Annotated in this window: 24 protein-coding genes, 2 tRNA genes and 1 riboswitch; of the genes, 16 read left to right on the top strand and 10 right to left on the bottom strand. The window is 54.6% G+C overall.

Going from position 1 to position 24,530, the window contains the following annotated elements; all coding sequences use genetic code 11:
- Positions 1-12: 12 nt before the first annotated feature.
- Positions 13-513, bottom strand: coding sequence for a DedA family protein (locus O1724_RS08545; RefSeq protein ID WP_003858113.1), 501 nt, complete (start codon positions 511-513; stop codon positions 13-15).
- A gap of 158 nt (positions 514-671) precedes the next feature.
- Positions 672-841: riboswitch (M-box (ykoK) riboswitch) on the top strand.
- A 60-nt stretch (positions 842-901) separates the two neighbouring features.
- Here O1724_RS08545 and O1724_RS08540 point away from each other — a divergent pair.
- Positions 902-1,903 (top strand): magnesium transporter, encoded by a 1,002-nt coding sequence (locus O1724_RS08540; RefSeq protein ID WP_003858115.1) that lies wholly within the window; start codon positions 902-904, stop codon positions 1,901-1,903.
- Positions 1,904-1,945: 42 nt separating this feature from the next.
- Here O1724_RS08540 and O1724_RS08535 read toward each other — a convergent pair.
- Positions 1,946-2,033: transfer RNA gene (locus O1724_RS08535), tRNA-Ser, on the bottom strand.
- A 254-nt stretch (positions 2,034-2,287) separates the two neighbouring features.
- Here O1724_RS08535 and O1724_RS08530 point away from each other — a divergent pair.
- Positions 2,288-2,806 carry a LuxR C-terminal-related transcriptional regulator gene (locus O1724_RS08530; RefSeq protein WP_003858117.1) on the top strand — a complete coding sequence of 173 codons (519 nt, stop codon included), beginning with the start codon at positions 2,288-2,290 and terminating at the stop codon, positions 2,804-2,806.
- Between the two features lie 40 nt (positions 2,807-2,846).
- Here the strand turns inward: O1724_RS08530 and O1724_RS08525 are convergent, their stop codons facing one another.
- Positions 2,847-4,460, bottom strand: a complete 1,614-nt coding sequence (locus tag O1724_RS08525; protein WP_003858118.1) for a mechanosensitive ion channel family protein — start codon at positions 4,458-4,460, stop codon at positions 2,847-2,849.
- 173 nt (positions 4,461-4,633) lie between these two features.
- On the opposite strand from O1724_RS08525, the gene O1724_RS08520 reads away from it, so the two are divergent.
- From O1724_RS08520 to O1724_RS08510, 3 genes are read left to right on the top strand one after another with little or no spacing between them, the layout of a single operon-like run.
- Positions 4,634-5,641 carry an ABC transporter substrate-binding protein gene (locus O1724_RS08520; RefSeq protein ID WP_022650752.1) on the top strand — a complete coding sequence of 336 codons (1,008 nt, stop codon included), beginning with the start codon at positions 4,634-4,636 and terminating at the stop codon, positions 5,639-5,641.
- Complete coding sequence (locus O1724_RS08515; RefSeq protein ID WP_032608974.1) at positions 5,638-6,669, top strand: FecCD family ABC transporter permease; 1,032 nt, start codon at positions 5,638-5,640, stop codon at positions 6,667-6,669. The genes O1724_RS08520 and O1724_RS08515 overlap by 4 nt, the downstream gene beginning before the upstream one ends.
- Positions 6,666-7,427 (top strand): ABC transporter ATP-binding protein, encoded by a 762-nt coding sequence (locus O1724_RS08510; protein ID WP_045324465.1) that lies wholly within the window; start codon positions 6,666-6,668, stop codon positions 7,425-7,427. Before O1724_RS08515 ends, O1724_RS08510 begins: the two co-directional genes overlap by 4 nt.
- A 60-nt stretch (positions 7,428-7,487) precedes the next feature.
- Here O1724_RS08510 and O1724_RS08505 read toward each other — a convergent pair.
- Together O1724_RS08505 and O1724_RS08500 are read right to left on the bottom strand one after the other, a co-directional pair.
- Positions 7,488-7,575: transfer RNA gene (locus O1724_RS08505), tRNA-Ser, on the bottom strand.
- 144 nt (positions 7,576-7,719) lie between these two features.
- Entirely contained in the window at positions 7,720-9,348 is a 1,629-nt protein-coding gene (locus O1724_RS08500; RefSeq protein ID WP_023324418.1) for an ABC transporter substrate-binding protein, read from the bottom strand.
- Positions 9,349-9,618: 270 nt separating this feature from the next.
- Between O1724_RS08500 and yccA the strand changes: the two genes are divergently transcribed.
- Positions 9,619-10,278 (top strand): FtsH protease modulator YccA, encoded by a 660-nt coding sequence (gene yccA, locus O1724_RS08495; RefSeq protein WP_003858127.1) that lies wholly within the window; start codon positions 9,619-9,621, stop codon positions 10,276-10,278.
- Between the two features lie 88 nt (positions 10,279-10,366).
- Positions 10,367-10,696: a sulfurtransferase TusE gene (gene tusE, locus O1724_RS08490; RefSeq protein ID WP_032610197.1), complete on the top strand. Its 330-nt coding sequence runs from the start codon at positions 10,367-10,369 to the stop codon at positions 10,694-10,696.
- Here the strand turns inward: tusE and yccX are convergent.
- The gene (yccX, locus tag O1724_RS08485; protein WP_017693676.1) at positions 10,693-10,974 is read right to left on the bottom strand and encodes an acylphosphatase; all 282 of its coding nucleotides are present in this window, start codon (positions 10,972-10,974) and stop codon (positions 10,693-10,695) included. The two genes, tusE and yccX, sit on opposite strands and share 4 nt — an antisense overlap.
- A gap of 93 nt (positions 10,975-11,067) precedes the next feature.
- Here yccX and rlmI point away from each other — a divergent pair, with 93 nt between their 5' ends.
- Both rlmI and hspQ read left to right on the top strand, forming a co-directional pair.
- Positions 11,068-12,258, top strand: a complete 1,191-nt coding sequence (gene rlmI / locus O1724_RS08480) for a 23S rRNA (cytosine(1962)-C(5))-methyltransferase RlmI (RefSeq protein ID WP_126296703.1) — start codon at positions 11,068-11,070, stop codon at positions 12,256-12,258.
- Between the two features lie 60 nt (positions 12,259-12,318).
- Entirely contained in the window at positions 12,319-12,636 is a 318-nt protein-coding gene (gene hspQ, locus O1724_RS08475) for a heat shock protein HspQ (RefSeq protein WP_003858136.1), read from the top strand.
- A 32-nt stretch (positions 12,637-12,668) separates the two neighbouring features.
- Here the strand turns inward: hspQ and O1724_RS08470 are convergent, their stop codons facing one another.
- Entirely contained in the window at positions 12,669-13,082 is a 414-nt protein-coding gene (locus O1724_RS08470) for a CoA-binding protein (RefSeq protein WP_003858138.1), read from the bottom strand.
- A 171-nt stretch (positions 13,083-13,253) separates the two neighbouring features.
- Between O1724_RS08470 and csgI the strand changes: the two genes are divergently transcribed.
- Positions 13,254-13,916, top strand: a complete 663-nt coding sequence (gene csgI, locus O1724_RS08465) for a curli synthesis inhibitor (protein WP_126296704.1) — start codon at positions 13,254-13,256, stop codon at positions 13,914-13,916.
- Positions 13,917-13,996: 80 nt separating this feature from the next.
- Positions 13,997-14,455 carry a methylglyoxal synthase gene (gene mgsA / locus O1724_RS08460; protein ID WP_003858146.1) on the top strand — a complete coding sequence of 153 codons (459 nt, stop codon included), beginning with the start codon at positions 13,997-13,999 and terminating at the stop codon, positions 14,453-14,455.
- Positions 14,456-14,508: 53 nt separating this feature from the next.
- Here mgsA and helD read toward each other — a convergent pair whose 3' ends face one another.
- A complete protein-coding gene (helD, locus tag O1724_RS08455; RefSeq protein WP_126296705.1) occupies positions 14,509-16,563 on the bottom strand; it encodes a DNA helicase IV in 2,055 nt (684 codons plus the stop codon).
- Positions 16,564-16,685: 122 nt separating this feature from the next.
- On the opposite strand from helD, the gene O1724_RS08450 reads away from it, so the two are divergent.
- Together O1724_RS08450 and yccS are read left to right on the top strand one after the other, a co-directional pair.
- Positions 16,686-17,132 (top strand): YccF domain-containing protein, encoded by a 447-nt coding sequence (locus O1724_RS08450; RefSeq protein WP_003858149.1) that lies wholly within the window; start codon positions 16,686-16,688, stop codon positions 17,130-17,132.
- 18 nt (positions 17,133-17,150) lie between these two features.
- Positions 17,151-19,313, top strand: a complete 2,163-nt coding sequence (yccS, locus tag O1724_RS08445; protein ID WP_003858151.1) for a YccS family putative transporter — start codon at positions 17,151-17,153, stop codon at positions 19,311-19,313.
- Here the strand turns inward: yccS and O1724_RS08440 are convergent.
- Positions 19,270-19,896: a TfoX/Sxy family DNA transformation protein gene (locus tag O1724_RS08440; RefSeq protein ID WP_023315767.1), complete on the bottom strand. Its 627-nt coding sequence runs from the start codon at positions 19,894-19,896 to the stop codon at positions 19,270-19,272. The two genes, yccS and O1724_RS08440, sit on opposite strands and share 44 nt — an antisense overlap.
- Before the next feature lie 217 nt (positions 19,897-20,113).
- On the opposite strand from O1724_RS08440, the gene sulA reads away from it, so the two are divergent.
- Together sulA and ompA are read left to right on the top strand one after the other, a co-directional pair.
- Positions 20,114-20,623 carry an SOS-induced cell division inhibitor SulA gene (gene sulA, locus O1724_RS08435; RefSeq protein WP_126296706.1) on the top strand — a complete coding sequence of 170 codons (510 nt, stop codon included), beginning with the start codon at positions 20,114-20,116 and terminating at the stop codon, positions 20,621-20,623.
- A 356-nt stretch (positions 20,624-20,979) separates the two neighbouring features.
- The gene (gene ompA, locus O1724_RS08430; RefSeq protein WP_017694761.1) at positions 20,980-22,032 is read left to right on the top strand and encodes a porin OmpA; all 1,053 of its coding nucleotides are present in this window, start codon (positions 20,980-20,982) and stop codon (positions 22,030-22,032) included.
- A 65-nt stretch (positions 22,033-22,097) separates the two neighbouring features.
- Here the strand turns inward: ompA and matP are convergent, their stop codons facing one another.
- A complete protein-coding gene (gene matP / locus O1724_RS08425; protein ID WP_003858158.1) occupies positions 22,098-22,550 on the bottom strand; it encodes a macrodomain Ter protein MatP in 453 nt (150 codons plus the stop codon).
- A gap of 186 nt (positions 22,551-22,736) precedes the next feature.
- On the opposite strand from matP, the gene O1724_RS08420 reads away from it, so the two are divergent.
- Positions 22,737-24,497, top strand: a complete 1,761-nt coding sequence (locus O1724_RS08420; protein ID WP_032608967.1) for an AAA family ATPase — start codon at positions 22,737-22,739, stop codon at positions 24,495-24,497.
- Positions 24,498-24,530 lie beyond the last annotated feature (33 nt).

Genomic DNA, 24,530 nt, shown 5'->3' with positions numbered 1-24,530 from the left:
TGATGAATACGTTCAGATGCTGATGCCGGTGACGATGCCGACATACAGCGCCGCCCATGCGCAGGCTGACAGCAGGCTAACGACGTAAACCTTCATCGCGCTCATCCTGAGCATGCCGGCCGCCAGCGGCACGATATAACGCAGCACCGCCAGGAAACGCGACGTGAACAGCGCGACTACGCCGTTCTTTTGCAGCTGATGCTGTACCCGCAGAATCTTATCGGCATGTTTTGCGGTGAGGCGTGACACCAGCCGGGTATGCCCCATCAGCTGGCCGATATGGTAATTCAGCACCGAACCTGCCGTAGCGCCCATCACCACCGCCAGCCACGTCATTCCGGGATGCAGACTCGACTGGCTGACGGCGATCCCCGCCATCAGCATGACCGATGCGGGCGGCAGCACCGAGGAGACCAGCACCGTCGATTTACTCAACGCCATAACAACGAGCAGCGCGAACAGATGCGTCGGATAATGCGCAAAATGATCCAGCAGCGTGTCCAGCCATGCCATTTTACTCTCTCCGGTAACAAATGAATTCTCCATTTAAAAAGAAAACAGTTAAATAAAACCTCAACATGCGTTTAATACTATTCATTTAAACCGTTCTTCAACATTATTAAAATTCCTCAGCAGCAGTTTTAAATAAGCGTATTATCCCTCTCGTTTTACAACGATCTCGTTATGGCGAGGCTCCTGTACAAATAAACGTTATCGCTCTGGTGGGTTCGAGAGAACCGGCACAGGGTAAAACAGGCACTGTCGAATCAAGGCTTTGTCAGTATAACTTCCCTTGCGGGATACGGTGTACAGTGCTGAACCCAGGACGTGGGGATCTCCTTTCCGACATGCCCTGTCTTGCTCGCCCCTGAGAGATTTTATTATTCAAAGGGAATTTACTATGTCTTACGCTATTCACAACCAAAACCTGGCTTTCAATGACAGCGCCATCGCGCAATATATGAATACCGATTTTATCGTTATTGATATTTCATTATGCGTGGCTCTGGCACGCGAGCAGTTCTTTGAAAAATTAAAAGATGATGATATTCCGTCGCATATTTTTATCGAAGATAACGGTCGCCTCGCGGGTTTGATCGCCGTACGCAAATTGTTGCAGGCCACCGACACCGTGCAGCCCGTTAAGGGGTTGATGATATCGGATTTTATTCAGCTCAAACCGGAAGATGAGCGGGCGGATGTCGCCGGGCTGCTGGCGCATGCGGGTGCGGATGTAGTGCCGGTGGTGACCCACGGCAAGCTGGTGGGCTGCCTTACCGAGCGTGAAATCGCCCATCTGCTGGAAGATGACGTTACTGAAGATGCCCAGCTTCAGGGGGCGACGCTGCCGCTGGAGAAGCCCTATCTGGAAACCAGCGCCTTCAGCCTGTGGAAGAAACGCTCCGTCTGGCTGCTGCTGCTGTTTGTCGCGGAAGCGTATACCAGCTCGGTGATCCAGCATTTTGAAGAGGCGCTGGAATCCGCCATTGCGCTGGCGTTCTTTATTCCGCTGCTGATTGGCACCGGCGGAAACAGCGGGACGCAGATCACCTCGACGCTGGTGCGCGCCATGGCGCTGGGTGAAGTCCACCTTCGCGATGTGGGTCGCGTGCTGCGCAAAGAGATGAGCACCTCGTTAATGATTGCCGCCACGCTGGGTCTGGCGGGTTGCGTTCGCGCCTGGATGATGGGCATTGGGATGGAAATCACGCTCATCGTCAGCCTGACGCTGGTCTGCATTACGCTGTGGAGCGCCATCGTCTCGTCGGTGATCCCGATGGTACTGAAACGCTGCAAAATCGACCCAGCGGTGGTCTCCGCACCGTTTATCGCCACGCTAATCGACGGCACCGGGCTGATTATCTACTTCAAAATTGCGCAGTATACGCTGGGGCTGGAATAACGAAAAAACCCTGCGATATTGCTATCGCAGGGTTTTCGAATTTGGCGGAAGCGTAGAGATTCGAACTCTAGAACCCTTTCGGGTCGCCGGTTTTCAAGACCGGTGCCTTCAACCGCTCGGCCACGCTTCCAAAGTGAGGCGCACTATAAACATCTCTGAGCATGATGTAAAGCACGAATTTGCATAACATTACACGTCTTCCGTCCTCCCCTTCCGTCCCGCTGATTTCTTCGTCATCGACTGGTTAAAATGTAAACATTTATTTTTACATTCATAACGTTTATTAGATTCGCGGGTGGTCATTTAGACTCTTTTTCGCACAACACCCATTAACCGTGGATCACTACGATAAGAGATTAGCCATGACTTTGTTTAACGACGATTATGAATTTTTTATTTATCAGTGATAACTATTACCTTTGCCATGGTGTATCAAGCTCCCTGACATCAACCCATTTGATTCGCGATGACGCGGATATTCACGATCTTGATGGGGTCGATCAGGCGATGGATTTTATCATTGCGATTGAACAGGATAAGTTACGCAATAAAACCATTCGGCAGGTCAAAAAAGTTAAGCGTGATTACATTGTCCTGATGCATGAGATAGAAGCCAACCGCGCAGTGAGAATCGATAATATTATCTATTCGTCGATGCATTTTACTGCTCACCCTTTTCAGCAGCTGATGCGCTTTTACCGGGCGCTCAGAACACACTCCTTTACGCGACGCGAATATGACGTGCTGAAGCTGTTTCATTTGGAAAACCATGAGATCGCGAAAAAGCTGCAATTGTCACAAAAAACGACCAGCACCTACCGCGTGAGGATCCTCGAGAAATTAAATATGCGCTCAAAAAACATTCTGGCGATGACCCGTGTAAAATCGGCGATCGTCGATTAAAAGCTGTAACATTTTGCCTTGCCACGGAAAAACCGGGCCGTCACGTTTCGCCCTGAGGGGGTTTGGCTGGCGCGGTATACCAGTTCTCTTTGACAACCATCACGCTGCCCTCTGGCTGCATAACAAAATTCGGGGACATGATCTGCACGTTAAATTCGTTAAACACATCCTGTATCTGGCTATGCAGTTCATTGCGGGCAACCGCGAGGGACTGATCGGGCAGCAGGCGGACCTGCAATTCGTAAGCGATATACCAGTCCATTAACCCTAACTGGCGCACCAGCGGCGGCTCGGAAAGGTCAATCCCTTTTGCCCGTTTCGCGGCCAGCTCCAGCATGGCATGCACCTGACGCCATGGGGTGTCATAACCGATAGTGACGCTGACCGTCAGATTGAGGCTGCCATCGGGCTGTAGCGCGCTCAGATTGGTGATCTTACCGCTCACCACCACCGCGTTGGGCACGGTAACGACATAATTTTCCCGGGTAATAATTTTGGTCGCCAGCATGCCAATTTCACTGACCTTGCCTTCGTTATCCGCTACCCGAATGACATCGCCTTTGCGCAGCGCGCGGGAGTAAATCAGGACCAGACCGCTCATGGCATGGTTCATTACCCCTGCCGAGCCCAGCGTTAACATCAGTCCAAAGAAGACGCTAATACCTTTAAACGCCAGCGAGTTTGCACCGGGAAGAAACGGCCAGGCGGCGGAGAGAGCAAATAGCCAGACGGCAACGGAAATGAGCTTACGGGTAGCCCCCACGGTTTCCGGATGTACGCCGGGAAGTTGCAGACGACCAGCCTCCACCTGATTCAGCACCATCTTAAGAAGCTTCAGAATAAAAGCGGTAATGAGGAAAATGATCAGAACAATCGTCAGCCCCGGCAAGGCCGAGACAATCGCCAGGGCGATTTGCTGCACCACGCGAAGCGTCCAGTCTCCCAGCGACGTGCCCCACACCCGCGTCCACGGAAACAGACTGAATGCCCAGCTCAGCCAGACGTAAAAGCCGATCAACCCCAGCAGGAACATCAGCAAGGCGTAAAGCCGAATCTCAATGGCGCCAATGTACCGCCGCCAGCTTTGCGGCACCCGGCTGCGATTCTCCACAATACGCCGACGGTAGACGCGCCGGAACCAGCGCCAGGATCGCCACGCGCCGTAGCAGAGCAGCAACAGCGCCAGCAGGCCAGCGGCAGCTTTTACCGTCGACAGCGCCAGCCAGCCGGAATCGTATTGATCGCGCAGCGCCATCCTCTGCGCTTCCATGCGCGCCAGCACGCGCTGTGCGGCCTGATCGAGGGTAAGATCGTCCCCTTCGTCCAAATCCCCTTCCGTCAGCAGCATCACAGGTTTACCGTTCATCACTATCAGCCGTCCCTGCTGGTTATAGCGGGTCACGGGGACGATGCTGAGCGGCTCACGCACATCCGCCTCGGTAAAATTGCGCAGGGTGTTGCGGATGCGTAAAACGCGCTCTTCCGGCGTGGTCAGGCCAAATTTCGCCTGTAGCATGACGATGGGCTGATGGAAGATATAGACCGTTCGGGCGCGCTCCTGCTCCGTAGGCGCCTGGCGGGGCTCTGCGGCATACGATGAGAAGGCGCTCAGGGCGGCAAAACAGAACGCAAACGCGAGCAGGATCTTTTTCATCCTCACTCCCCCAGGTCAGAAATCTTGTTATTTTTCAGGCAACCCGCGAATGCCAGGTGGGTATGTTGAGAATAGTCCAGCCTTTCGTTTCTGCAACAAGCGACGGTGAGCGTGTTGCTCTCAATCGCAATATATGTATTATGTTATAACATAATAATTTCGGATAGCGTTCTATGTTACTTAAAAAAGGGTTATTTCTGGCTTCACTGCTCTCCATGGCACCTGCCGCTTTCGCCGCAACCACCTGGCCTCTCACGATTGAAAATTGCGGCGTAAAGCAGACCTTTACGCAGGCTCCTCAGCGCGTCGTGACCGTGGGTCAGCATGAAACAGAATTACTGCTCGCACTGGGGCTGGAGAAAACCATCGCCGCGACGTCAGTCTGGTTCGGCACGCTGCCACCCACGCTGGAGGATGCCGGGAAAAACCTCCCCCGGCTTGCGGATAATTCCCCCTCCTTTGAGGCCGTGGTAGGGCAGAAACCTGAACTCGTTCTCGCGCAGTATCACTGGCACATTGGTCCGCAGGGAGAAGTGGGAACCCGTGAACAGTTTGCGTCGCTGGGGATTAATACGTGGATCTCCCCTGCCGACTGCACGGATAAAACGGTAACGGAAACCTCAAACGCAGACGGAGCACGTAGCGCGCCGTTTTCACTGGCGGAAATTACGCGGGAAGTGACAGATCTGGCGACGATTTTTGATGTTTCCGCGCGAGGTGAGCAGCTCAATCGTGCGCTGGCGGAGCGTATTAAAAAGGCCCAGGCGCGCGCCTCCGCGAAACAACTTAGCGTCGTATTCTGGTTCTCCAGCAGCCGTCTGAATGGCGATCCCTGGGTGGCGGGGAATTACGGCGCGCCTGGCTGGATTAGCCGCACGCTGGGGTTGAAGAACATTATTGACTCTCACGACGAATGGCCCGCTGTAACGTGGGAACATATTGCCCGATCGCAGCCGGACGTGATTGTTATCGCCGGGATGTCGCGCAGGCTCTATCCTGCCGATGAGGTTGAGGTAAAAAAAGCGTTCTTGCGCAGTGACCCGGTGACAAAGAACATGCCTGCGGTCAGGAACAACCACATCATCGTGGTGCCAGCGATGTCGTTAAACCCTTCATTGCGTAACGTCGATGCGGTTGAGCTTATCAGCGATCGGCTGGCTTCTTTCCAGGATGAACAATGAGTCATTTCGCTTTTGACCGCCGCCAGCAGGGTTTACTGGCAGCAGGTGCCATGGCGCTGCCGCTGATGCTGGTCTTTGCCGCCAGTATCGGGGATATGCCGGTGTCGTATGCCAGTACCGGGAAAGCGATCCTCAACGGACTGGGTTTGACCTCTTATGCGTTGCCGCAAACGGAGGAAGGTATCGTCTGGCAATATCGCATGAGCCGGGCAGTAATGGCCGCGTGCAACGGCGGCGGCCTGGCGTTGTGCGGGTTGGTGTTACAGTCGATCCTGCGTAACCCTCTGGCTGAGCCTTATCTGCTGGGGATTTCCGCGGGCGCCTCGCTGGGGGCCGTCTGCGTGATGCTTCTCGGCATGGGGGGAAGCGTGATTGGCGTGAGCAGCGGTGCGTTTGTCGGCTCGTGCGCCGCCTTTGCGCTCATCATGGTGATAACAAACGGGATGAGTGAAAGCCCGTCGCGCATTTTGCTGGCTGGCATTGCGGGCACCCAGCTCTTCAACGCCATGACCGCGTACGTCGTCAGCACGTCCGCCAATGCCGAGCAGTCCCGTAGCGTCATGTTCTGGCTGCTGGGAAGTCTGAGCGGCGTGCGCTGGCCTGACGCGCTGCTGGCGCTGGCCGTTACGCTGGCGGGTTTACTGGTGGTATTGCTCTTTTCACGGGCGCTGGACACCTTCACCTTCGGGGATGAGGTCTCCACCACGCTGGGGATCCCGGTTACCGCCGTGCGTATTGTCTTATTGCTGACCTGTGCCATTGTTACCGCAACGCTGGTGAGCGCCACCGGCGCAGTGGGGTTTGTCGGGCTGGTCATTCCCCATGTGACGCGCATGCTATGCGGGCCGGGCCATCGTCGCTCGATCCCGCTGACGTTTCTTATCGGCGCCCACTTTATGATCCTCGCCGATATCGTCTCACGCACGCTGATTGTGCACCAGGTTCTCCCCATCGGGGTGGTGACTGCGCTGGTGGGCGCCCCCGTCTTTGTGGCGTTGCTTTATCAAAACCGAAAGGAGCATCCATGAATATTACTGTGGCCGGGTTAACCGTAACCCGACAAGCGCAGACGGTGCTTAAGAATATCGATCTCGACCTGCCATCCGGGCAGATTATCGGCCTGTTAGGGCCAAACGGCTCGGGCAAGTCGACGCTGCTGCGCTGTCTCGCCGGGCTGTTTCCACGACTCAGCGAACGCGTGGCGCTTAATGGCACAACGCTCGGCATGATGCCGCTGAAAAAACGCGCGCAGCACATGGCGTTTGTCCCGCAACATGCTGAGGTCGACGGAGAACTGACCGTTGAGGACATTGTCAGACTGGGGCGTACGCCCTACCGGAAAACATTCCAGAGAACCTCGCGCGACGATGAGGCTGCGGTTGAGCAGGCGATTGGCCTGATGCAGTTATGCCGCTTACGCCAGCGGCGATGGCACTCTTTGTCTGGCGGAGAGCGCCAGCGAAGCCAGATAGCCCGCGCGCTGGCCCAGCAGCCGCAGGTGCTGTTGCTCGATGAACCGACAAACCACCTGGACATTCAGCACCAGCTGGAGCTGATGCGGCTCGTTTCACAGCTGCCGCTTACGGTGGTGGTTGCACTGCACGATCTCAATCTTGCAGCCAATTATTGCCAGCGTCTGATCCTCCTGAAGGCCGGGCAGATCGCCGCCACGGGCGCGCCCGAAGCGGTTCTGACGCCGGTAAACATCGAGGACACCTGGTGCGTAAAAGCTCAGGTCTGCAAGGCCGACGCCGGGATCACGATAAGCTACAACATGGTGGCATGACGGAAGACTGGCGCAAAAGCAAAAACCCCTGCGATATTGCTATCGCAGGGGTTTCGAATTTGGCGGAAGCGTAGAGATTCGAACTCTAGAACCCTTTCGGGTCGCCGGTTTTCAAGACCGGTGCCTTCAACCGCTCGGCCACGCTTCCTAAGTGAGGCGAACTATAAACACCTCACCGCGCGCTGTAAAGAGTGCGCGCATTCGTTCGCTTTAAAAATAGCCAAATTGCGTTTAATCGGTTGAATAGACGACAGATTGGCCGTTTTGACAGCATAATATCCACCGCGGATCGTTAGTGCTTTTTGATGTACATATCTTTGGTGTAGTAGTACCCGAGCTTGTCTGGCGTGAAGCCCCCTACCCACGGTTTCACCAGGTGCGTGCGCACGTAATGATAAACAGGGATCGCCGGGACATCGCGTCCCAGCAGATCTTCTGCCTGCTGGTAGAATTTACCGCGCTCCTCTGCCGTTTTCGATTTCGCCGCGTTCACCAGTGCCCGATCGTAGTCCGGATTGCTGTACTGAGTGGTGTTTTGGCTGTCCCCGGTACGGAAGTTGTTCAGGAAGGTTGCCGCATCGTCGTAATCGGCAATCCAGGCGTAGCGTACCGCGTCAAAATTATGGGTGTGCATGGTATCAAGCATGGTTTTCCACTCCTGATTTTGCAGCTTCGCCTCCACGCCGAGGTTCTTCTTCCACATTGAGCTGGCGGCAATGGCAATACGCTGGTGCGATTCCGAGGTGTTATAGAGGAGATTAAAGCTGAGCGGATGGCTGTCGTTAAATCCGGCTTCGGCCAGCAGCTTTTTCGCCTCGGCAATGCGTTTATCCATCGGCCAGCTGGCGTAATCCGGGTTCTGGAGCTTGACGCCGCCAATATCCGGCTGGCTGATGAGCCATGCCGGGCGCTGACCCTGCCCTAATACTTTATCGGCGATAATGTCTTTATCCAGCGCCAGGTTCAGCGCCTTGCGCACGCGGGCGTCGTTGAACGGCGGCCGGGTGGTGTTGAATTCGTAATAATAGGTGGCAAGCTGCGGCGATACATCCAGCTCGCTCCCCAGCGTTTTCTTCAGCTGAGCAAACTGGTTGATCGGCACCGTGTAGACAATGTCGATTTCGCCCGCTTTGTAGCGGTTAACGTCAGCAGCTTCAGAGGAAATGGGCAGATAGGTCACCTTGTTAATGACGGTATGTTCGTTATCCCAATATTTCGGGTTACGCACCGCCACAATGCGTTCGTTAACCACCCACTGTGACAGTTTATAGGCCCCGCTGCTGACGAAGTGCTCCGGTTTGGTCCACTTATCACCGAAACGGCCTACCAGGACTTTATCAATTGGCACCAGAGACGGGTGAGCCAGCATCGCCAGGAAAGCGGCGTTAGGTTGCGTGAGCGTCACTTCCAGCGTGGTGTCATTGATGGCTTTCACCCCCAGCGACTCGGGCGCTTTTTTGCCTTCTGCGATATCAGTGCCGTTGACGATACGCATACTACCGGGATAGCTGGCATACGGAGAGGCGGTTTTCGGGTCGACCAGCCGCTGCCAGCTCCAGACAATATCTTCCGCGGTGATGGGGGTTCCATCGCTCCAGGTAATGCCCGGGCGCAGATGGAACGTCCAGACGGTGTTGTCTTTATTTTCCCATTTCTCCGCCAGGCGCGGCTGGATTTCACCTGCCGGAGAGACGCTGACCAGCCCGTCGAATAAATCGCTGATAATATTGAATTCGACATCGCTTTCGACTTTATGCGGGTCGAGCGAGGCGGGTTCACTGCCGTTGTTCCTGACCAGTTCCTGCTTATCTGCCAGCTGGGTTCCTGCCGGCACCTTAGCCGCCCAGGTTGCCGTGCTGGCGCACAGGATCCCTGCGGTTAACAAAGAGAGTGTAAAGTGCGTGCGTGTTTGTGGTTTCATTTCCTTCGCCTTATTGTCTGTTTTTATGACGATCCGGAAATAACTCTTAGCGGCCTTAGGGAAATAACGCAATATTTTTCAGTGACCTATAAGAGGTTGATCTGAATACGCCCTACAAACCGCACTTCATTCTGAGTACAAAGGCTTTGCCAGAATAAAAAACCAGCATAATCCCTAAGGGGCTGAGTAAAGATGGGTAAAACCACTTTGCGTCTGCCGCGCCGTTTCCTATTCTTTGCGCTAATTACATCTGTCATAAGAGAGTGACTCATGGATCGTATAATTACTTCTTCACGCGACCGCACATCGCTACTCAGCACCCATAAGGTGCTGCGCAATACCTATTTCATGCTCAGCCTGACGCTGGCGTTTTCGGCGATCACCGCAACGGCCAGCACCGTACTGATGCTGCCTTCTCCAGGCCTGATCCTGACGCTGGTGGGTATGTACGGTCTGATGTTCCTGACCTACAAAACCGCGGATAAACCGGTGGGGATTCTCTCCGCGTTCGCCTTTACCGGCTTCCTGGGCTACATTCTGGGGCCAATCCTGAATGCCTATCTGTCTGCCGGAATGGGCGACGTGATTGGTATGGCGCTGGGCGGTACCGCGCTGGTGTTCTTCTGCTGCTCGGCCTACGTGCTGACCACCCGTAAGGACATGTCCTTCCTTGGCGGTATGCTGATGGCGGGTATCGTGATTGTACTGGTCGGTATGCTGGCGAACATCTTCCTGCAATTGCCTGCGCTGCATCTGGCAATCAGCGCGGTGTTTATCCTGATTTCATCCGGCGCAATCCTGTATGAAACCAGCAACATCATTCACGGCGGTGAGACGAACTATATCCGCGCCACCGTGAGCCTGTATGTGTCGCTGTACAACATTTTTGTCAGCCTGCTGAGCATCCTGGGCTTCGCCAGCCGCGATTAACTCACCGTGCTGTGAACAGGGCCCCGCTTATGCGGGGCTTTGTTTTTTTGGTAGACTGAGGCGGTTTTTGACTAACGCGTGAATGAATATGTTGAGTTTTGAAGGCAAAGAGATCGAAACCGATAACGACGGTTATCTGAAAGAGAGCAGCCAGTGGAGCGAAGCGCTGGCGGAGAAAATTGCGGATAACGAAGGAATTACCCTCTCCCCGGAACACTGGGAAGTGGTGCGCTTCGTGCGAGAATTTTACCTTGAATTCAACACGTCGCCAGCTATCCGCATGCTGGTCAAAGCCATGGCGAATAAATTTGGCGAAGAGAAAGGCAACAGCCGTTATCTGTATCGCCTGTTTCCGAAAGGCCCGGCTAAACAGGCGACAAAAATCGCCGGCCTGCCAAAGCCGGTAAAATGCATTTAATAGCGAATACTGAAGTCAGCGTATTCCCGGTCGGGTTGATGCGGTTCCGTTAGCACCTTATCAACCCGCGCGCTGCGCGGCCCGCCCGCTTTCAGCCACGCCACCAGCTTCTCAACCCGATCCGCCTCACCGCAGGCCACAACCTCCACGCTGCCATCATCCATGTTACGCGCATACCCCGTCAGCCCGAGCTGAAGGGCTTCGCGCTGGGTGCTGTAGCGGAATCCGACGCCCTGTACAAGGCCATGGACCCAGGCAATGGTGCAAACATTTGACATCATCCTTCTCCTTATCCGACTGGCGCGTTGCATTTCCTCACTGAAGTCGGGAAAATGGCGGCCATTTCATTGGAATCGACAGAATAGCAAATTATGAGTGTACGTTTAGTGTTAGCCAAAGGGCGCGAGAAGTCATTACTGCGCCGTCATCCCTGGGTCTTTTCCGGCGCGGTTGCCCGCATGGAAGGTAAAGCCAGCCTCGGTGAAACCATCGATATTGTTGACCATCAGGGGAAATGGTTAGCACGCGGCGCATACTCGCCTGCATCTCAGATCCGCGCGCGCGTCTGGACGTTCGATAAAGAAGAAGCCATCGATATCGACTTCTTTGTCCGTCGTCTGCAACAGGCGAAGCAGTGGCGTGAGTGGCTGGCAAAGCGTGACGGGCTGGACAGCTATCGTCTGATTGCCGGAGAGTCCGACGGGCTGCCGGGCGTGACCATTGACCGCTTCGGCAATTTCCTGGTGTTGCAGCTGCTGAGCGCCGGGGCGGAATACCAGCGTGCCGCGCTGATTAGCGCCCTGCAAACCCTGTTCCCGGAATGTGCCATTTACGACCGCAGCGACGTGGCGGTACGTAAAAAAGAGGGCATGGAGCTGACGCAAGGCCCGGTCACCGGCGAACTGCCGCCTGCCCTGCTGCCTATTGAAGAGCATGGCATGAAGCTGCTGGTGGATATCCAGGGCGGCCATAAGACCGGTTATTACCTCGACCAGCGTGACAGCCGTCTGGCAACGCGCCAGTACGTTGCCGATAGGCGCGTGCTGAACTGCTTCTCTTATACCGGCGGCTTTGCGGTCTCTGCCCTGATGGGCGGCTGTGCCCAGGTTGTGAGCGTCGACACCTCACAGGAAGCGCTGGACGTGGCGAAACAGAACGTTGAGCTGAACAAGCTGGATCTGAGCAAAGCGGAGTTTGTGCGCGACGACGTGTTCAAACTGCTGCGTAAATACCGCGACCAGGGCGAGAAATTTGACGTTATCGTGATGGACCCACCTAAGTTTGTAGAAAATAAAAGCCAGCTGATGGGCGCTTGCCGTGGCTATAAAGACATTAACATGCTGGCGATCCAGCTGCTGAACCCGGGCGGCGTACTGCTGACGTTCTCCTGCTCTGGCCTGATGACGACAGATTTATTCCAAAAAATCATCGCCGATGCCGCAATAGATGCGGGTCGTGATGTACAATTTATAGAGCAGTTCCGTCAGGCCGCCGATCACCCGGTGATCGCTACCTACCCGGAAGGGCTGTATCTGAAAGGGTTTGCCTGTCGCGTCATGTAACTTGAAAAGAGAAATATTGCCCGCACATAGTGTGTATGTAATGTTTCCCGGGAGGTGACTATGATTGCCAGCAAATTCGGTATCGGCCAGCAGGTCCGCCACACCTTGCTCGGATATTTGGGTGTGGTCGTGGATATCGACCCGGAGTATTCCCTTGATGAACCGTCAGCAGACGATCTGGCCGTTGACGCAGAGCTTCGCGCCGCGCCCTGGTATCATGTGGTTATGGAGGGCGACGATGGTCAGCCTGTCCATACCTATCTTGCCGAAGCGCAGCTGAGTGGTGAACTACAGGATGAGCATCCGGAACAACCCACTATGGACGAGCTTGCTCAGACCATCCGCAAACAGTTACAGGCACCAAGACTGCGTAACTAAAGGTGTAAAAAAGCCCGTCAAACGGGCTTTTTTTATTTTGCCAGCCCCAGACGGGGAATATCGATTGCCGGACAGCGATCCATCACCACTTTCAGCCCGGCATCGCGTGCCAGCACGGCCGCCTGCTCATTAATCACGCCCAGTTGCATCCACAGCGTTTTCGCGCCAATGGCGATCGCTTCCTGCGCCACGCCCCAGGCCGCTTCTGAATTACGAAAAACGTCCACCATATCCACCTTTTCCGGCACGTCCGCGAGCGTCGCATAACCCTGCTGACCCAGCAGCGTTTTCCCCGCCACCTTCGGCGAGACCGGGATCACGTGATATCCCTGGTCCAGAAGGTATTTCATGACCCGATAGCTTGGGCGATCCGGTTTATCGCTCGCGCCGACCAGCGCGATAGTGCGCGTGGTCGTCAGAATCTCGACAATGTCGTTCTCTTTCATGCTGTTCCTCCTGGTTTTTTTCAAAGTGTACGTCAAAGCGAACATCTCAACCACGCATCCCATACAGAAGTATGAGGGCAAAACGGCAGAATATGTCTATATGTTAGTAAACGTGTTTATCGAAAAATTTTGATACATTCTTACCGGGTATTTTGTCTACAGGAGTCTGCTATGAAAACCGGCATTGCCTGGGCTGTGGTTGCGTTAATCATGCCGGTTTGTGTTTTCGCAACTACTCTCAGACTCACAACCGACATTGACCTGCTGGTGCTGGACGGGAAAAAAGTCTCCAGCTCCCTGCTACGGGGCGCAGACAGCATCGAGCTGGATAACGGCCCGCATCAGCTGGTTTTTCGGGTGGAAAAGACCATTCGCTTCGCCGACAACGAACAGCAGGTGTACATTTCGCCTCCGCTGGTGGTCAGCTTTAATACCCAGCGTATCAGCCAGGTCAATTTTCGTCTCCCGCGCCTTGAGACAGAAAAGGAGTCACTGGCATTTGATGCCTCGCCGCGCATTGAACTGGTGGACGGGGATTCCATGCCCATCCCGGTAAAGCTGGATATTCTGGCGCTGACAAAAAGGCCAAAGGGAACTGACTATGAAGCGGACACCGAGACCTACAACAGGGCCAGCAGGCGCGCCTCGCTGCCCCAGTTCGCCACCATGATGGCGGATGACAGTGCCCTGCTTTCGGGTGTATCGGAGCTGGATATACTCCCCCCTCAGTCGCAGACCCTTACTGAGCAACGTCTCAAGTTCTGGTTCCAGAATGCCGATCCGGACACGCGCGCCCGTTTTCTGCAATGGGCGAAACAGCAACCTTCGTCGTAAGCCACATTTTTTTGTCCTTTCTCTTGCAGCATCAGTCAGTTCCCGTCATCGTGTAGCGAGGTAACCTCACGGATAAGATTATGGAACTGACAACACGCACACTTCCGGCGCGCAAGCACATTGCTCTGGTTGCGCACGATCACTGTAAACAAATGCTGCTTAACTGGGTTCGTCGCCATCAGCCTCTTTTACAGCATCATGCCCTTTCTGCTACGGGAACAACCGGCAACCTGATCCACCGCGAAACTGGTCTGGAAGTGAATGCCATGCTGAGCGGCCCGATGGGGGGTGACCAGCAGGTAGGCGCTCAGATTTCAGAAGGTAAAATTGACGTTCTGATTTTCTTCTGGGATCCGCTGAACGCGGTTCCGCATGATCCGGACGTTAAAGCGCTGCTGCGTCTGGCTACGGTGTGGAACATTCCGGTAGCCACCAATCTTTCAACGGCAGATTTCATCATTGAATCGCCGCAGTTTAACGATCCGGTGGAGATTTTGATCCCGGATTATCAGCGTTATCTTGCGGAGAGACTGAAGTAGTTTTTTGCCCGGTGGCGCTGCGCTTACCGGGCCTACAGAATTTGCCCGGCGCGTTACGGCTTTCTCGTCACCGGCACGTCAATACTCTTCAAAATATCGACAAACACCGACGGCTCCTCTTTGTTGAACAAGAGCCACACGCGATGGCGCGCGCGGGTTATCGCCACGTACAGTAAACGCCGCTCCTCTGCATCCGGAAAATCTTCCGGAACAGGTAATAACGCCTCTTCCATCACGGATTCCCGCGCCGGCGCCGGGAAACCGTCGCTCCCCTCTTTTAGCCCCACCACAATCACGTAGTCGGCCTGCTGCCCTTTACTGGCATGAATGGTCATGAAATCGAGCTGTAGTTTTGGCCAGCGCGTCGCCGCTTTTTCCAGCGCCGTCGGCTTGAGGTGGTGGTAACGCGCCAGCACCAGAATTCGTTCATCCGGTTTCGCATAGCCGCTCAGTTTATCCAGCAGCGGTTCCAGCTGATCGTCCGCCAGCAGCGTGACGGCCTTTTTATCCCCAGACCTCAGGCTGTTAAGCGGTTTCGACAGCTGATGCGGGTTCTGCTGAATAAAACGGTTGGCTATTTCGCCAATCCGCGAGTTGAAGCGGTAGGTGGTGTCCAGATCGCTGCGATCGCCTTCCCCAAAATAGTGGTGGAAGGCCGTCGTGAGAGAAAGTTGCGCCCCGCTGAAACGGTAGATAGCCTGCCAGTCATCGCCCACGGCAAACAGCGACGTGTGTTTATTCTGCTCCCGCAGCGCCGAAAGCAGCGCAGCGCGCTGCGGCGAGATGTCCTGAAACTCATCCACCAGAATGTGTTTCCACGGGCTGACGAAGCGCCCTTTCTCCAGAATGATAATGGCCTGATGGATCAGCCCCGAAAAATCGACCGCGTTTTCGTCTTTCAGCGCGGTTTTCCACGCTTTCAGCATCGGCGCCATCAGCTTAACCCGCTTAGAAAACACGGCGCGGATCGCTTCCGGTGCGCTTTCTATCATCTCCGTCTGAGAGCCGCCGTGCATGCGCATCAGGCTTACCCACCGGTCGAGACGAGAGCCCAGCCGGCGCGCCAGCTTTTCATCCTGCCAGAAGCTGCCCTCCGGCACCTCCCAGTTGAGTTCCTCTTCAAGCCACTGACGCCAGCCTTTCGCCTGCGCCTTTTTTTCACTGCACTGCTGACGCCATGCCTTGATAAACAGCGTCTGGCGAGCCTGAGCGTCGTTCTCCAGCTTGCTGACAACAGGGACTTTTTTGCTGCCCTGTTGAATGATGTGTAAAGCGAGGGAGTGGAACGTGCGCGCCGAGATATCCTCGGTATGCAAACGCGCCTGAATGCGCTCATCCATCTCCTGCGCCGCCTTGCGACCAAAGGCCAGCAGCAAAATCTGGTCGGCAACCGCCTCGCCCGTTGTCAGAAGCCAGCCCGCGCGTGCCACCAGCACCGACGTTTTGCCGCTCCCGGCGCCTGCCAGCACTAAAAGAGACTGCTCGCCATTCACCACGGCGCGCGCCTGGGCAGGATTGAGAGGCGATGATTCCACCGTACTGAAAAAATCGGCATATTGCGTAAGCATCGCCTCAGTCCAGGCCTGGTTATGCGCCAGACGTCTTTTCTCGATATCGTTCAGCCAGGCCTGACACTTCCGCCACGCGTCGCGGCAGTTATCAAATTCCTCAAGCCGCGCCACCGGTAAAGGCAATGCCGTCAGCGCCTGGGCAATTTTTTGCTGAAGCCCGGCGGTTTGCTGGCGCGTCAGCCACTTCTGCTGCGTATTGCTTAGCGCGATATCGTCCAGCACCTGTTGCAGCACCTGTGCGGCTATCACGCTCATCTCCTGGCTCCACTGTTGCCAGCGCGTGTTCAGATGGTAGTGGAAGCGTTGGGTTTCCGCCCACTCGGTCCCGTGGAGTCGCACCACTTTGTCTGCCGGCAAGACGAACTCCAGCTCCCCCCATACCAGCCCTCGTTTACAATGAATGGCCAGTAGCTGATTAAACGGAATAAGATATTCGTGGCGTTCCCCGGAGACTTTCACTCCCGCATTGAGAAGGACAACCTTGTCGTAAGGGTGCTGCGCCAGGCGTTTGCCCATTGAAGTTGCTTTCAGTTCCATATCCTGCCGGATCCACGAGGTCATAATTTGTCAGACAGTTTAACTGCCAGTTTTAAGGTGCTCCAGCCCAAAAAAACGTTACAATCACCGGGCGTTAATCATATCGAAGGAAATGAGGGTTTATGCGTACCGTTCTGAATGTGTTGAATTTTGTCCTTGGCGGTTTTGCCACCACCCTTTCCTGGCTTTTTGCCACCCTGGTGAGCATTGTGCTCATCTTCACCCTTCCGCTGACGCGCTCCTGCTGGGAAATCACCAAACTGTCCCTCGTTCCTTATGGAAATGAAGCCGTGCACGTGGATGAGCTGGAGCCGGAAAGAAAAAATGCCCTGATGAATACCGGCGGCACGCTGCTGAATATTTTATGGCTGATCTTCTTTGGCTGGTGGCTGTGTCTGATGCATATTTTCGCCGGCATCGCCCAGTGCATTACGATTATTGGCATTCCGGTTGGCATCGCTAATTTCAAAATTGCCACCATCGCCCTGTGGCCGGTAGGACGCCGAGTTGTCCCGGTCGAAGTCGCGCAAGCCGCGCGTGAAGCCAATGCCCGTCGTCGTTTTCAGTAATAAGGACTGGCCGCTCTCATGCTAAGCCCCCTGCTTCGTCGCTATACATGGAACAGTAACTGGCTGTATAACGTCAGGATTTTTATCGCCCTCTGCGGCACCGTCGCTCTGCCGTGGTGGCTGAATGATGTGAAGCTCACCATCCCCCTCACGCTTGGGGTGGTGGCCGGTGCGCTGGCGGATCTCGACGACCGCCTGGCCGGTCGTTTGCGTAATCTGGTCATCACGCTGGTCTGCTTCTTTATTGCTTCCGCCTCCGTTGAGCTGCTTTTCCCGTGGCCCTGGCTGTTTGCCTTAGGGCTGACGGTGTCCACCAGCGGCTTCATTTTGCTCGGCGGCCTCGGGCAACGCTACGCCACTATCGCGTTTGGCGCCCTGCTGATTGCCATTTACACCATGCTGGGCGTCTCTCTTTACGAGCAGTGGTATCAGCAACCGGTCCTGCTGCTGTTGGGCGCTATCTGGTATAACCTGCTGACCTTAACCGGGCATCTTATTTTTCCGGTTCGTGCCTTACAGGACAACATTGCCCGCAGTTACGAACAGCTGGCCCACTATCTGGAGCTGAAATCCCGGCTGTTTGATCCGGATATTGAAGAGGACAGTCAGGCGCCCCTGTACGATCTGGCGCTGGCAAATGGCCAGCTGGTCGCCACGCTGAATCAGACCAAAGCGTCTCTGCTCACCCGTCTGCGCGGCGATCGCGGTCAGCGCGGTACACGGCGCACACTGCACTACTATTTTGTCGCCCAGGATATTCACGAGCGCGCCAGCTCCTCGCATGTGCAGTACGCTGACCTGCGCGAGAAATTCCGCTATAGCGACGTGATGTTCCGTTTCCAGCGCCTGCTGTCGATGCAGTCTCAGGCCTGCCAGCAACTTGCGCGCTCAATACTGCTGCGCACGCCCTATCAGCACGATCCGCGCTTTGAACGCGCATTCAGCCACCTGGATGCAGCGCTCGATCGCGTTCAGGCCAGTGGGACATCACCGGAACAGTTCAAAGCCCTGGGATTCCTGCTCAACAACCTGAGAGCCATTGATGCTCAGCTCGCCACCATTGAGTCTGAACAGGCGATGGCGATGCCGGGCAATGACGCTGACAACCAGCTTGCCGACGACAGTCTCAACGGTTTCAGCGATATGTGGCTGCGCCTGAGCCGTCATTTTACGCCGGAATCCGCCCTCTTTCGCCATGCGGTAAGGATGTCGCTGGTACTGTGCGTCGGCTACGCGTTTATCCAGATAACAGGATTGCACCACGGCTACTGGATCCTGTTGACCAGCCTGTTTGTCTGCCAGCCGAACTATAACGCTACCCGCCATCGGCTCGCGCTGCGTATTGTCGGGACATTAGTCGGGGTCGCCATCGGGCTGCCGGTGCTCTACTTTGTGCCATCCGTAGAAGGGCAACTGATCCTGATTGTGATTACCGGTGTACTGTTCTTCGCTTTCCGCAATGTGCAGTATGCCCACGCCACGATGTTCATCACGCTGCTGGTGCTGCTCTGCTTCAATCTGCTGGGTGAAGGCTTTGAGGTGGCCCTCCCCCGTGTGATTGACACGCTAATCGGCTGCGCCATCGCCTGGGCGGCGGTGAGTTTTATCTGGCCTGACTGGCGTTTCCGAAATTTACCGCGCGTGTCCGACAGAGCAATGAACGCCAACTGCCGCTACCTGGATGCTATTCTTGAGCAATACCATCAGGGTCGCGATAACCGTCTGGCCTATCGGATTGCCCGTCGCGATGCGCATAACACTGACGCAGAGCTGGCTTCCGTTGTCTCGAATATGTCAACTGAGCCGCGCGCTACGGCAGAAATCCGTGAGACAGCCTTCCGCCTGCTGTGTCTGAACCACACGTTCACCAGCTATATCTCTACCCTTGGCGCCCACCGAGAGAAACTGACGAATCCGGACATCCTGGCGCTGCTGGACGACGCCGTTTGCTACGTTGATGATGCGCTTCATCATCAACCTGCGGATGAGCCACGGGTTCACCAGGCACTGGATGAACTGGTGCAACGTATCGCACACCTTGATCCAGGCACCGACAACAAAGCTCCACTGGTCCTTCAGCAAATTGGCCTGCTTATCGCTTTGCTGCCGGAAATTTGTCGGCTGCGACAGCAGATCGCTACCTGGCGGAATGATGGCCCTGCGACTCAGGCAGCGCATTAAACCACTCCGTAAGCTCCCGGCGAATATCCGCCGGGAGTGCCGCTTCATGTAACCCTTCAATCGCGCCTTCAAGCGCGAACAATACCCGGATACTCAGCGCTTTATTCTTAGAGCGCATTTTCAGCCAGCTCGTCTTCGCCCCCAACTGTCGTAGCGTCTCTTCATTGGTAATGCCCGCCTCCATAAGCAGGACCTCAATCTGAAAGGTCAGGTTCGGCAGATCTTTAAGCCGGTTACGCTGATGGCGCTGGTAGCGCTCTTTCCTGGCGGCATCGAGCGCAAACGAGGAGAGCTGAAGCAGTTTTTCCCTGTTTTGCCACAGACCTTCGTCCACACGGTAGTAATTAAGCAGCACTGGGCGTCCTCGTTTCATCAGGGTCAGAAAAGAGGAAGCGTTTTTTACACAGTATTTTGCACTTTGCTCACAGGCGCGAAGGTACAGCTCGCCGTCAGACACCATCGCGAACACCGCTTCATCCACGGCCAGGGTATAACCGCCAAACAGGGCGCGATGATGAATTTCGCCCAGCGGAGAGAGGTATTCTTGAGATTGATAAATCCGCTCATAAGATATCTTTTTCATGATAATTCCATTAAAAATCATACAGTAACCACGATATTTCTTACTAACGGATCCGTTAGCAGGAAAATAGGCAACTTATTGCCGTTGGGCAAGATGATTTTTTCATGTTCACCAGGAATGGATGAAATTTGCGAGTCGCTTTCCGAAAATGAGGTTGATCTTTATGCATACAGGGGTTACTGTATATCTATACAGTAACTACAGGGCTGGAATGATTATGTACACTTCAGGCTATGCAAATCACTTAACACCTTCTACTTCTGCCGCAGGCAATGCTGCGCAGAATACTATCGGGCGTGAATCGACAGGGCTTATCAGTGAAGTGGTTTACCGTGAAGACCAGCCGCTGTTGACACAACTCTTACTCCTGCCGCTTTTGCAGCAGCTCGGGCAACAGTCTCGCTGGCAGCTCTGGCTGACGCCACAGCAAAAATTAAGTCGCGAATGGGTTCAGTCGGCTGGGCTGCCGTTAGCGAAGGTGATGCAGATTAATCAACTCTCCCCTTGCGATACGGTCGAGTCGATGGTCCGGGCATTACGTACCGGGAACTATAGCGTCGTGATTGGGTGGTTGCCTGAGGATCTGTCGCAAGAGGAACATTTGCGTCTGACTGAAGCGGCTGAAGAAGGTAACGCGATGGGTTTCATCATGCGGCCAGTTCGTGGAGATTCCTATCGCAGAGGACAACATCCCGGGCTAAAAATTCACTCAAATGTGTACCATTGAGTCATTTTAAGAGTTTTCCTGGAATTTTTTTCGACCGCAGTATGCAAAAAAAGTTCAACGCGCCAAAACTGCGGCAAGGCTTGTCTGACGCGGTTCTCGTTAATTTTACTGCACAAAATTCGTTCAAAAATTGTTAAATATTAGGTATACGGAACTTTTTTTTTCATATGCCTGACGGACTTCACACTTGTAAGTTTTCAGCTACGTTGTAGACTTTACATCGCCAGGGGTGCTCGGCCTAAGCCGAAGATATCGGTAGGTTTATATTTGACCACGCCCCCCGGTGAAGGATTTAACCGTGATTCCTCCGATGGAGATATTCATGGCAAATTTTGGATGATAACGAGGCGCAAAAAATGAAAAAGACAGCTATCGCGATTGCAGTGGCACTGGCTGGCTTCGCTACCGTAGCGCAGGCCGCTCCGAAAGATAATACCTGGTATGCAGGTGGTAAACTGGGCTGGTCTCAGTTCCATGACACCGGTTGGTACAACAGCAGCCTGAACAACGATGGCCCTACTCACGAGAGCCAGCTGGGTGCAGGTGCGTTCGGTGGCTATCAGGTTAACCCGTATGTTGGCTTTGAAATGGGTTACGACTGGTTAGGTCGTATGCCTTACAAAGGCGACAACGTAAATGGCGCTTTCAAAGCTCAAGGCGTACAGCTGACCGCTAAACTGGGTTACCCAGTAACTGACGATCTGGACGTGTACACCCGTCTGGGCGGCATGGTATGGCGTGCAGACTCCAGCAACAGCATCGCTGGTGACGACCACGACACGGGTGTTTCCCCAGTATTCGCTGGTGGCGTTGAGTGGGCAATGACCCGTGACATCGCTACCCGTCTGGAATACCAGTGGGTTAACAACATTGGTGACGGTGCTACCGTTGGCGTTCGTCCAGACAACGGCATGCTGAGCGTTGGTGTTTCTTACCGTTTCGGTCAGCAGGAAGATGCGCCAGTCGTAGCTCCAGCTCCGGCTCCAGCGCCAGAAGTACAGACCAAGCACTTCACTCTGAAGTCTGACGTTCTGTTCAACTTCAACAAAGCTACCCTGAAACCAGAAGGTCAGCAGGCACTGGATCAGCTGTACACCCAGCTGAGCAACCTGGATCCTAAAGACGGTTCTGTAGTGGTTCTGGGCTTCACCGACCGTATCGGTTCTGACGCTTACAACCAGGGTCTGTCTGAGAAACGTGCTCAGTCTGTAGTTGATTACCTGGTATCTAAAGGTATCCCAGCTAACAAGATCTCCCCACGTGGTATGGGCGAATCTAACCCAGTTACCGGTTCTACCTGTGACAACGTGAAACCACGCGCTGCACTGATCGACTGCCTGGCACCAGATCGTCGCGTAGAGATCGAAGTTAAAGGTATCAAAGACGTTGTAACTCAGCCTGCGGCATAAGTTATCGTCTTATAAAAAAACCCCGCCATGCGGGGTTTTTTATTATCTGAAGAAAAGCAAAACGCTTATTTTTTACCTAACAGTGCCTGTAGATCGTTCTTCAGCGTCGACATCTGGCTGGCATACTTCTCTTTGTGCTCGGCATCTTCAATCAGCTGCACCACCGTTTCCGACAGGGTTTTCCCGCGCCGTTGCGCAAGCCCGGCCAGACGCTGCCAGACCATAAACTCCAGGTCGATGGATTTCTTACGGGTGTGCTGATGCTCGGCATTGAAATGCCGTTTACGACGAGCACGGATAGTTTGCTTCATCCGGTTTAACAGGGCCGGATTAATGTGTTTCTCAATCCAGCCGTTGACCAGTACCGGTTCGTTTTCGAGGGTCAGCAACATATCCACAGCTTCTTGCGCCGCGCTGGCTTCGATGTAGCAGGTGATCAGCTCCCCTTCACGGTGCTTTTTGACCAGGTACTTCCATTTCCAGCCGCTTTCGAGGTTTTCCAGTTGTTGATATTTCATTGCGATCTCAGTGTTACCGTGTAACTCTGTTCAGAATATCAGTTTTTTGGCAATCTGCTGAAAAGAAATCATATCCTGTGAAACTCCGCAGGCGATCCGCATGACGAAAACCCGAATCCTGATTGGGCAGAGTGCGCCGCTTACGGTATACTCCACGGTTTTACTTCTGACTAAAAAACATCAACTTTGACCATTACGAAACTTGCATGGCGTGACCTGGTTCCGGATACCGAGAGCTATCAGGAGCTGTTTGCACAGCCAGACCTCACAAAAGAACACGAATTCATACTTAGCGATACACAACCGCGTTTGCATTACGCGCTGGAGCAGATGTCATCCCCATGGGCTACATCTCCTTTCATGCTGCTCAAAGCCCCGGAAGAAGCCGAGTATCTGACGCTTCTCGGTGATGCCATGCGCCAGTTGCAGCCAAAAACGAATGCCGTTTTTGGTGGCCAGTATCATATTGCCGGACGTGACGTGACGTACGAACCTGCCACGCAGGCAGACGGACAGTTCGCTGCAAAAGGCGAGGTGATCACCGCCAACTGGGTGGAAGCAGAACAGCTGTTCGGCTGCCTTCGTCAGTTCAATGGCGATGTGTCACTGCAACCGGGGCTGGTACACCGCGCGAATGGCGGCGTGTTGCTCATTTCCCTTCGCACCCTGCTTGCTCAGCCTCTGCTGTGGATGCGCCTGAAAACGGTGGTGACGCAGCAACGTTTTGACTGGGTAGGCTACGACGATTCGCGTCCGCTGCCTGTATCCATTCCGTCTATGCCGCTGTCGCTGACCGTCGTGCTGACGGGCGACCGTGAATCTCTGGCTGATTTCCAGGAAATGGAGCCAGAACTCGCGGAGCAGGCTGTCTATAGCGAATTTGAAGACAATATTCAGATCGCCGATGCCGATGACATGGCGCAGTGGTGTCAGTGGGTTATGGCCGTGGCGGAACGTTTCGCACTGCCCTCGCCTGCCGAGGATGCGTGGCCGGGCTTAATCCGCGAGGCCGTACGCTACACTGGCGATCAGGAAACCCTGCCGCTCTGCCCGCTCTGGATCGGTAAACAGCTGCGTGAAGTGGGGGTTATCAGCGGTAACGGTCCGTTTACCGGTGAGCAGCTTAGCCAGATGCTGGCCCAGCGTGAATGGCGTGAAGGTTATCTTGCTGACCGTATGCAGGATGAAATTCTGCTGGAACAGATTCTGGTGGAGACCGAAGGCGAACGTATCGGGCAAATCAACGCCTTGTCCGTCATCGAGTTCCCCGGACACCCGCGCGCCTTTGGTGAGCCTTCCCGTATCAGCTGTGTCGTACACATTGGTGACGGCGAATTTACCGATATCGAACGCAAGGCCGAACTGGGCGGAAACATTCATGCCAAAGGCATGATGATCATGCAGGCGTTCCTGATGTCTGAACTTCAGCTCGAGCAGCAGATCCCCTTCTCTGCCTCGTTGACCTTTGAGCAGTCCTACAGTGAAGTCGACGGCGACAGCGCCTCAATGGCGGAGCTGTGTGCCGTGATCAGCGCGCTTGCAGACGTGCCGATTAACCAGAATATTGCGATTACCGGGTCCGTGGATCAGTTTGGCCGTGCCCAACCGGTGGGCGGACTGAATGAGAAAATCGAAGGCTTCTTCGCAATCTGCCAGCAGCGCGGTTTAAACGGCAAACAGGGCGTGATTATTCCGGCACCTAACGCTCGCCATTTGAGCCTGAGCCAGGCGATTCTGGATGCGGTAGAGCAGGAACAATTCACCGTCTGGGCCATCGAAGGGGTTGAGGATGCACTACCCTTACTGACAAACCTGGTCTGGGACGGCGAAGGCCAGACAACCCTGATGCAGACCATTCAGGAACGTATAGCTCAGGCGACACAGCAGGATGCTCGTCATCGTTATCCGTGGCCGTTACGCTGGTTAAGTTGGTTTAGTGCGAACTGATCGGACTTGTTCAGCGTACACGTGTTAGCTATC

It is taken from the genome of Enterobacter cloacae complex sp. HYC074_NIDB (assembly GCF_056673345.1).
The sequence above is the reverse complement of the archived record's forward strand: the minus strand, read 5'-3'. Positions and strand labels throughout refer to the sequence as shown.

Coding starts and splice junctions, on each gene's coding strand:
- O1724_RS08545 (WP_003858113.1), bottom strand. CDS start 513: ATGGCATGGCTGGACACGCTGCTGGATCATTTTGCGCATTATCCGACG.
- O1724_RS08540 (WP_003858115.1), top strand. CDS start 902: ATGTCTTACGCTATTCACAACCAAAACCTGGCTTTCAATGACAGCGCC.
- O1724_RS08530 (WP_003858117.1), top strand. CDS start 2,288: ATGAATTTTTTATTTATCAGTGATAACTATTACCTTTGCCATGGTGTA.
- O1724_RS08525 (WP_003858118.1), bottom strand. CDS start 4,460: ATGAAAAAGATCCTGCTCGCGTTTGCGTTCTGTTTTGCCGCCCTGAGC.
- O1724_RS08520 (WP_022650752.1), top strand. CDS start 4,634: ATGTTACTTAAAAAAGGGTTATTTCTGGCTTCACTGCTCTCCATGGCA.
- O1724_RS08515 (WP_032608974.1), top strand. CDS start 5,638: ATGAGTCATTTCGCTTTTGACCGCCGCCAGCAGGGTTTACTGGCAGCA.
- O1724_RS08510 (WP_045324465.1), top strand. CDS start 6,666: ATGAATATTACTGTGGCCGGGTTAACCGTAACCCGACAAGCGCAGACG.
- O1724_RS08500 (WP_023324418.1), bottom strand. CDS start 9,348: ATGAAACCACAAACACGCACGCACTTTACACTCTCTTTGTTAACCGCA.
- yccA (WP_003858127.1), top strand. CDS start 9,619: ATGGATCGTATAATTACTTCTTCACGCGACCGCACATCGCTACTCAGC.
- tusE (WP_032610197.1), top strand. CDS start 10,367: ATGTTGAGTTTTGAAGGCAAAGAGATCGAAACCGATAACGACGGTTAT.
- yccX (WP_017693676.1), bottom strand. CDS start 10,974: ATGTCAAATGTTTGCACCATTGCCTGGGTCCATGGCCTTGTACAGGGC.
- rlmI (WP_126296703.1), top strand. CDS start 11,068: ATGAGTGTACGTTTAGTGTTAGCCAAAGGGCGCGAGAAGTCATTACTG.
- hspQ (WP_003858136.1), top strand. CDS start 12,319: ATGATTGCCAGCAAATTCGGTATCGGCCAGCAGGTCCGCCACACCTTG.
- O1724_RS08470 (WP_003858138.1), bottom strand. CDS start 13,082: ATGAAAGAGAACGACATTGTCGAGATTCTGACGACCACGCGCACTATC.
- csgI (WP_126296704.1), top strand. CDS start 13,254: ATGAAAACCGGCATTGCCTGGGCTGTGGTTGCGTTAATCATGCCGGTT.
- mgsA (WP_003858146.1), top strand. CDS start 13,997: ATGGAACTGACAACACGCACACTTCCGGCGCGCAAGCACATTGCTCTG.
- helD (WP_126296705.1), bottom strand. CDS start 16,563: ATGGAACTGAAAGCAACTTCAATGGGCAAACGCCTGGCGCAGCACCCT.
- O1724_RS08450 (WP_003858149.1), top strand. CDS start 16,686: ATGCGTACCGTTCTGAATGTGTTGAATTTTGTCCTTGGCGGTTTTGCC.
- yccS (WP_003858151.1), top strand. CDS start 17,151: ATGCTAAGCCCCCTGCTTCGTCGCTATACATGGAACAGTAACTGGCTG.
- O1724_RS08440 (WP_023315767.1), bottom strand. CDS start 19,896: ATGAAAAAGATATCTTATGAGCGGATTTATCAATCTCAAGAATACCTC.
- sulA (WP_126296706.1), top strand. CDS start 20,114: ATGTACACTTCAGGCTATGCAAATCACTTAACACCTTCTACTTCTGCC.
- ompA (WP_017694761.1), top strand. CDS start 20,980: ATGAAAAAGACAGCTATCGCGATTGCAGTGGCACTGGCTGGCTTCGCT.
- matP (WP_003858158.1), bottom strand. CDS start 22,550: ATGAAATATCAACAACTGGAAAACCTCGAAAGCGGCTGGAAATGGAAG.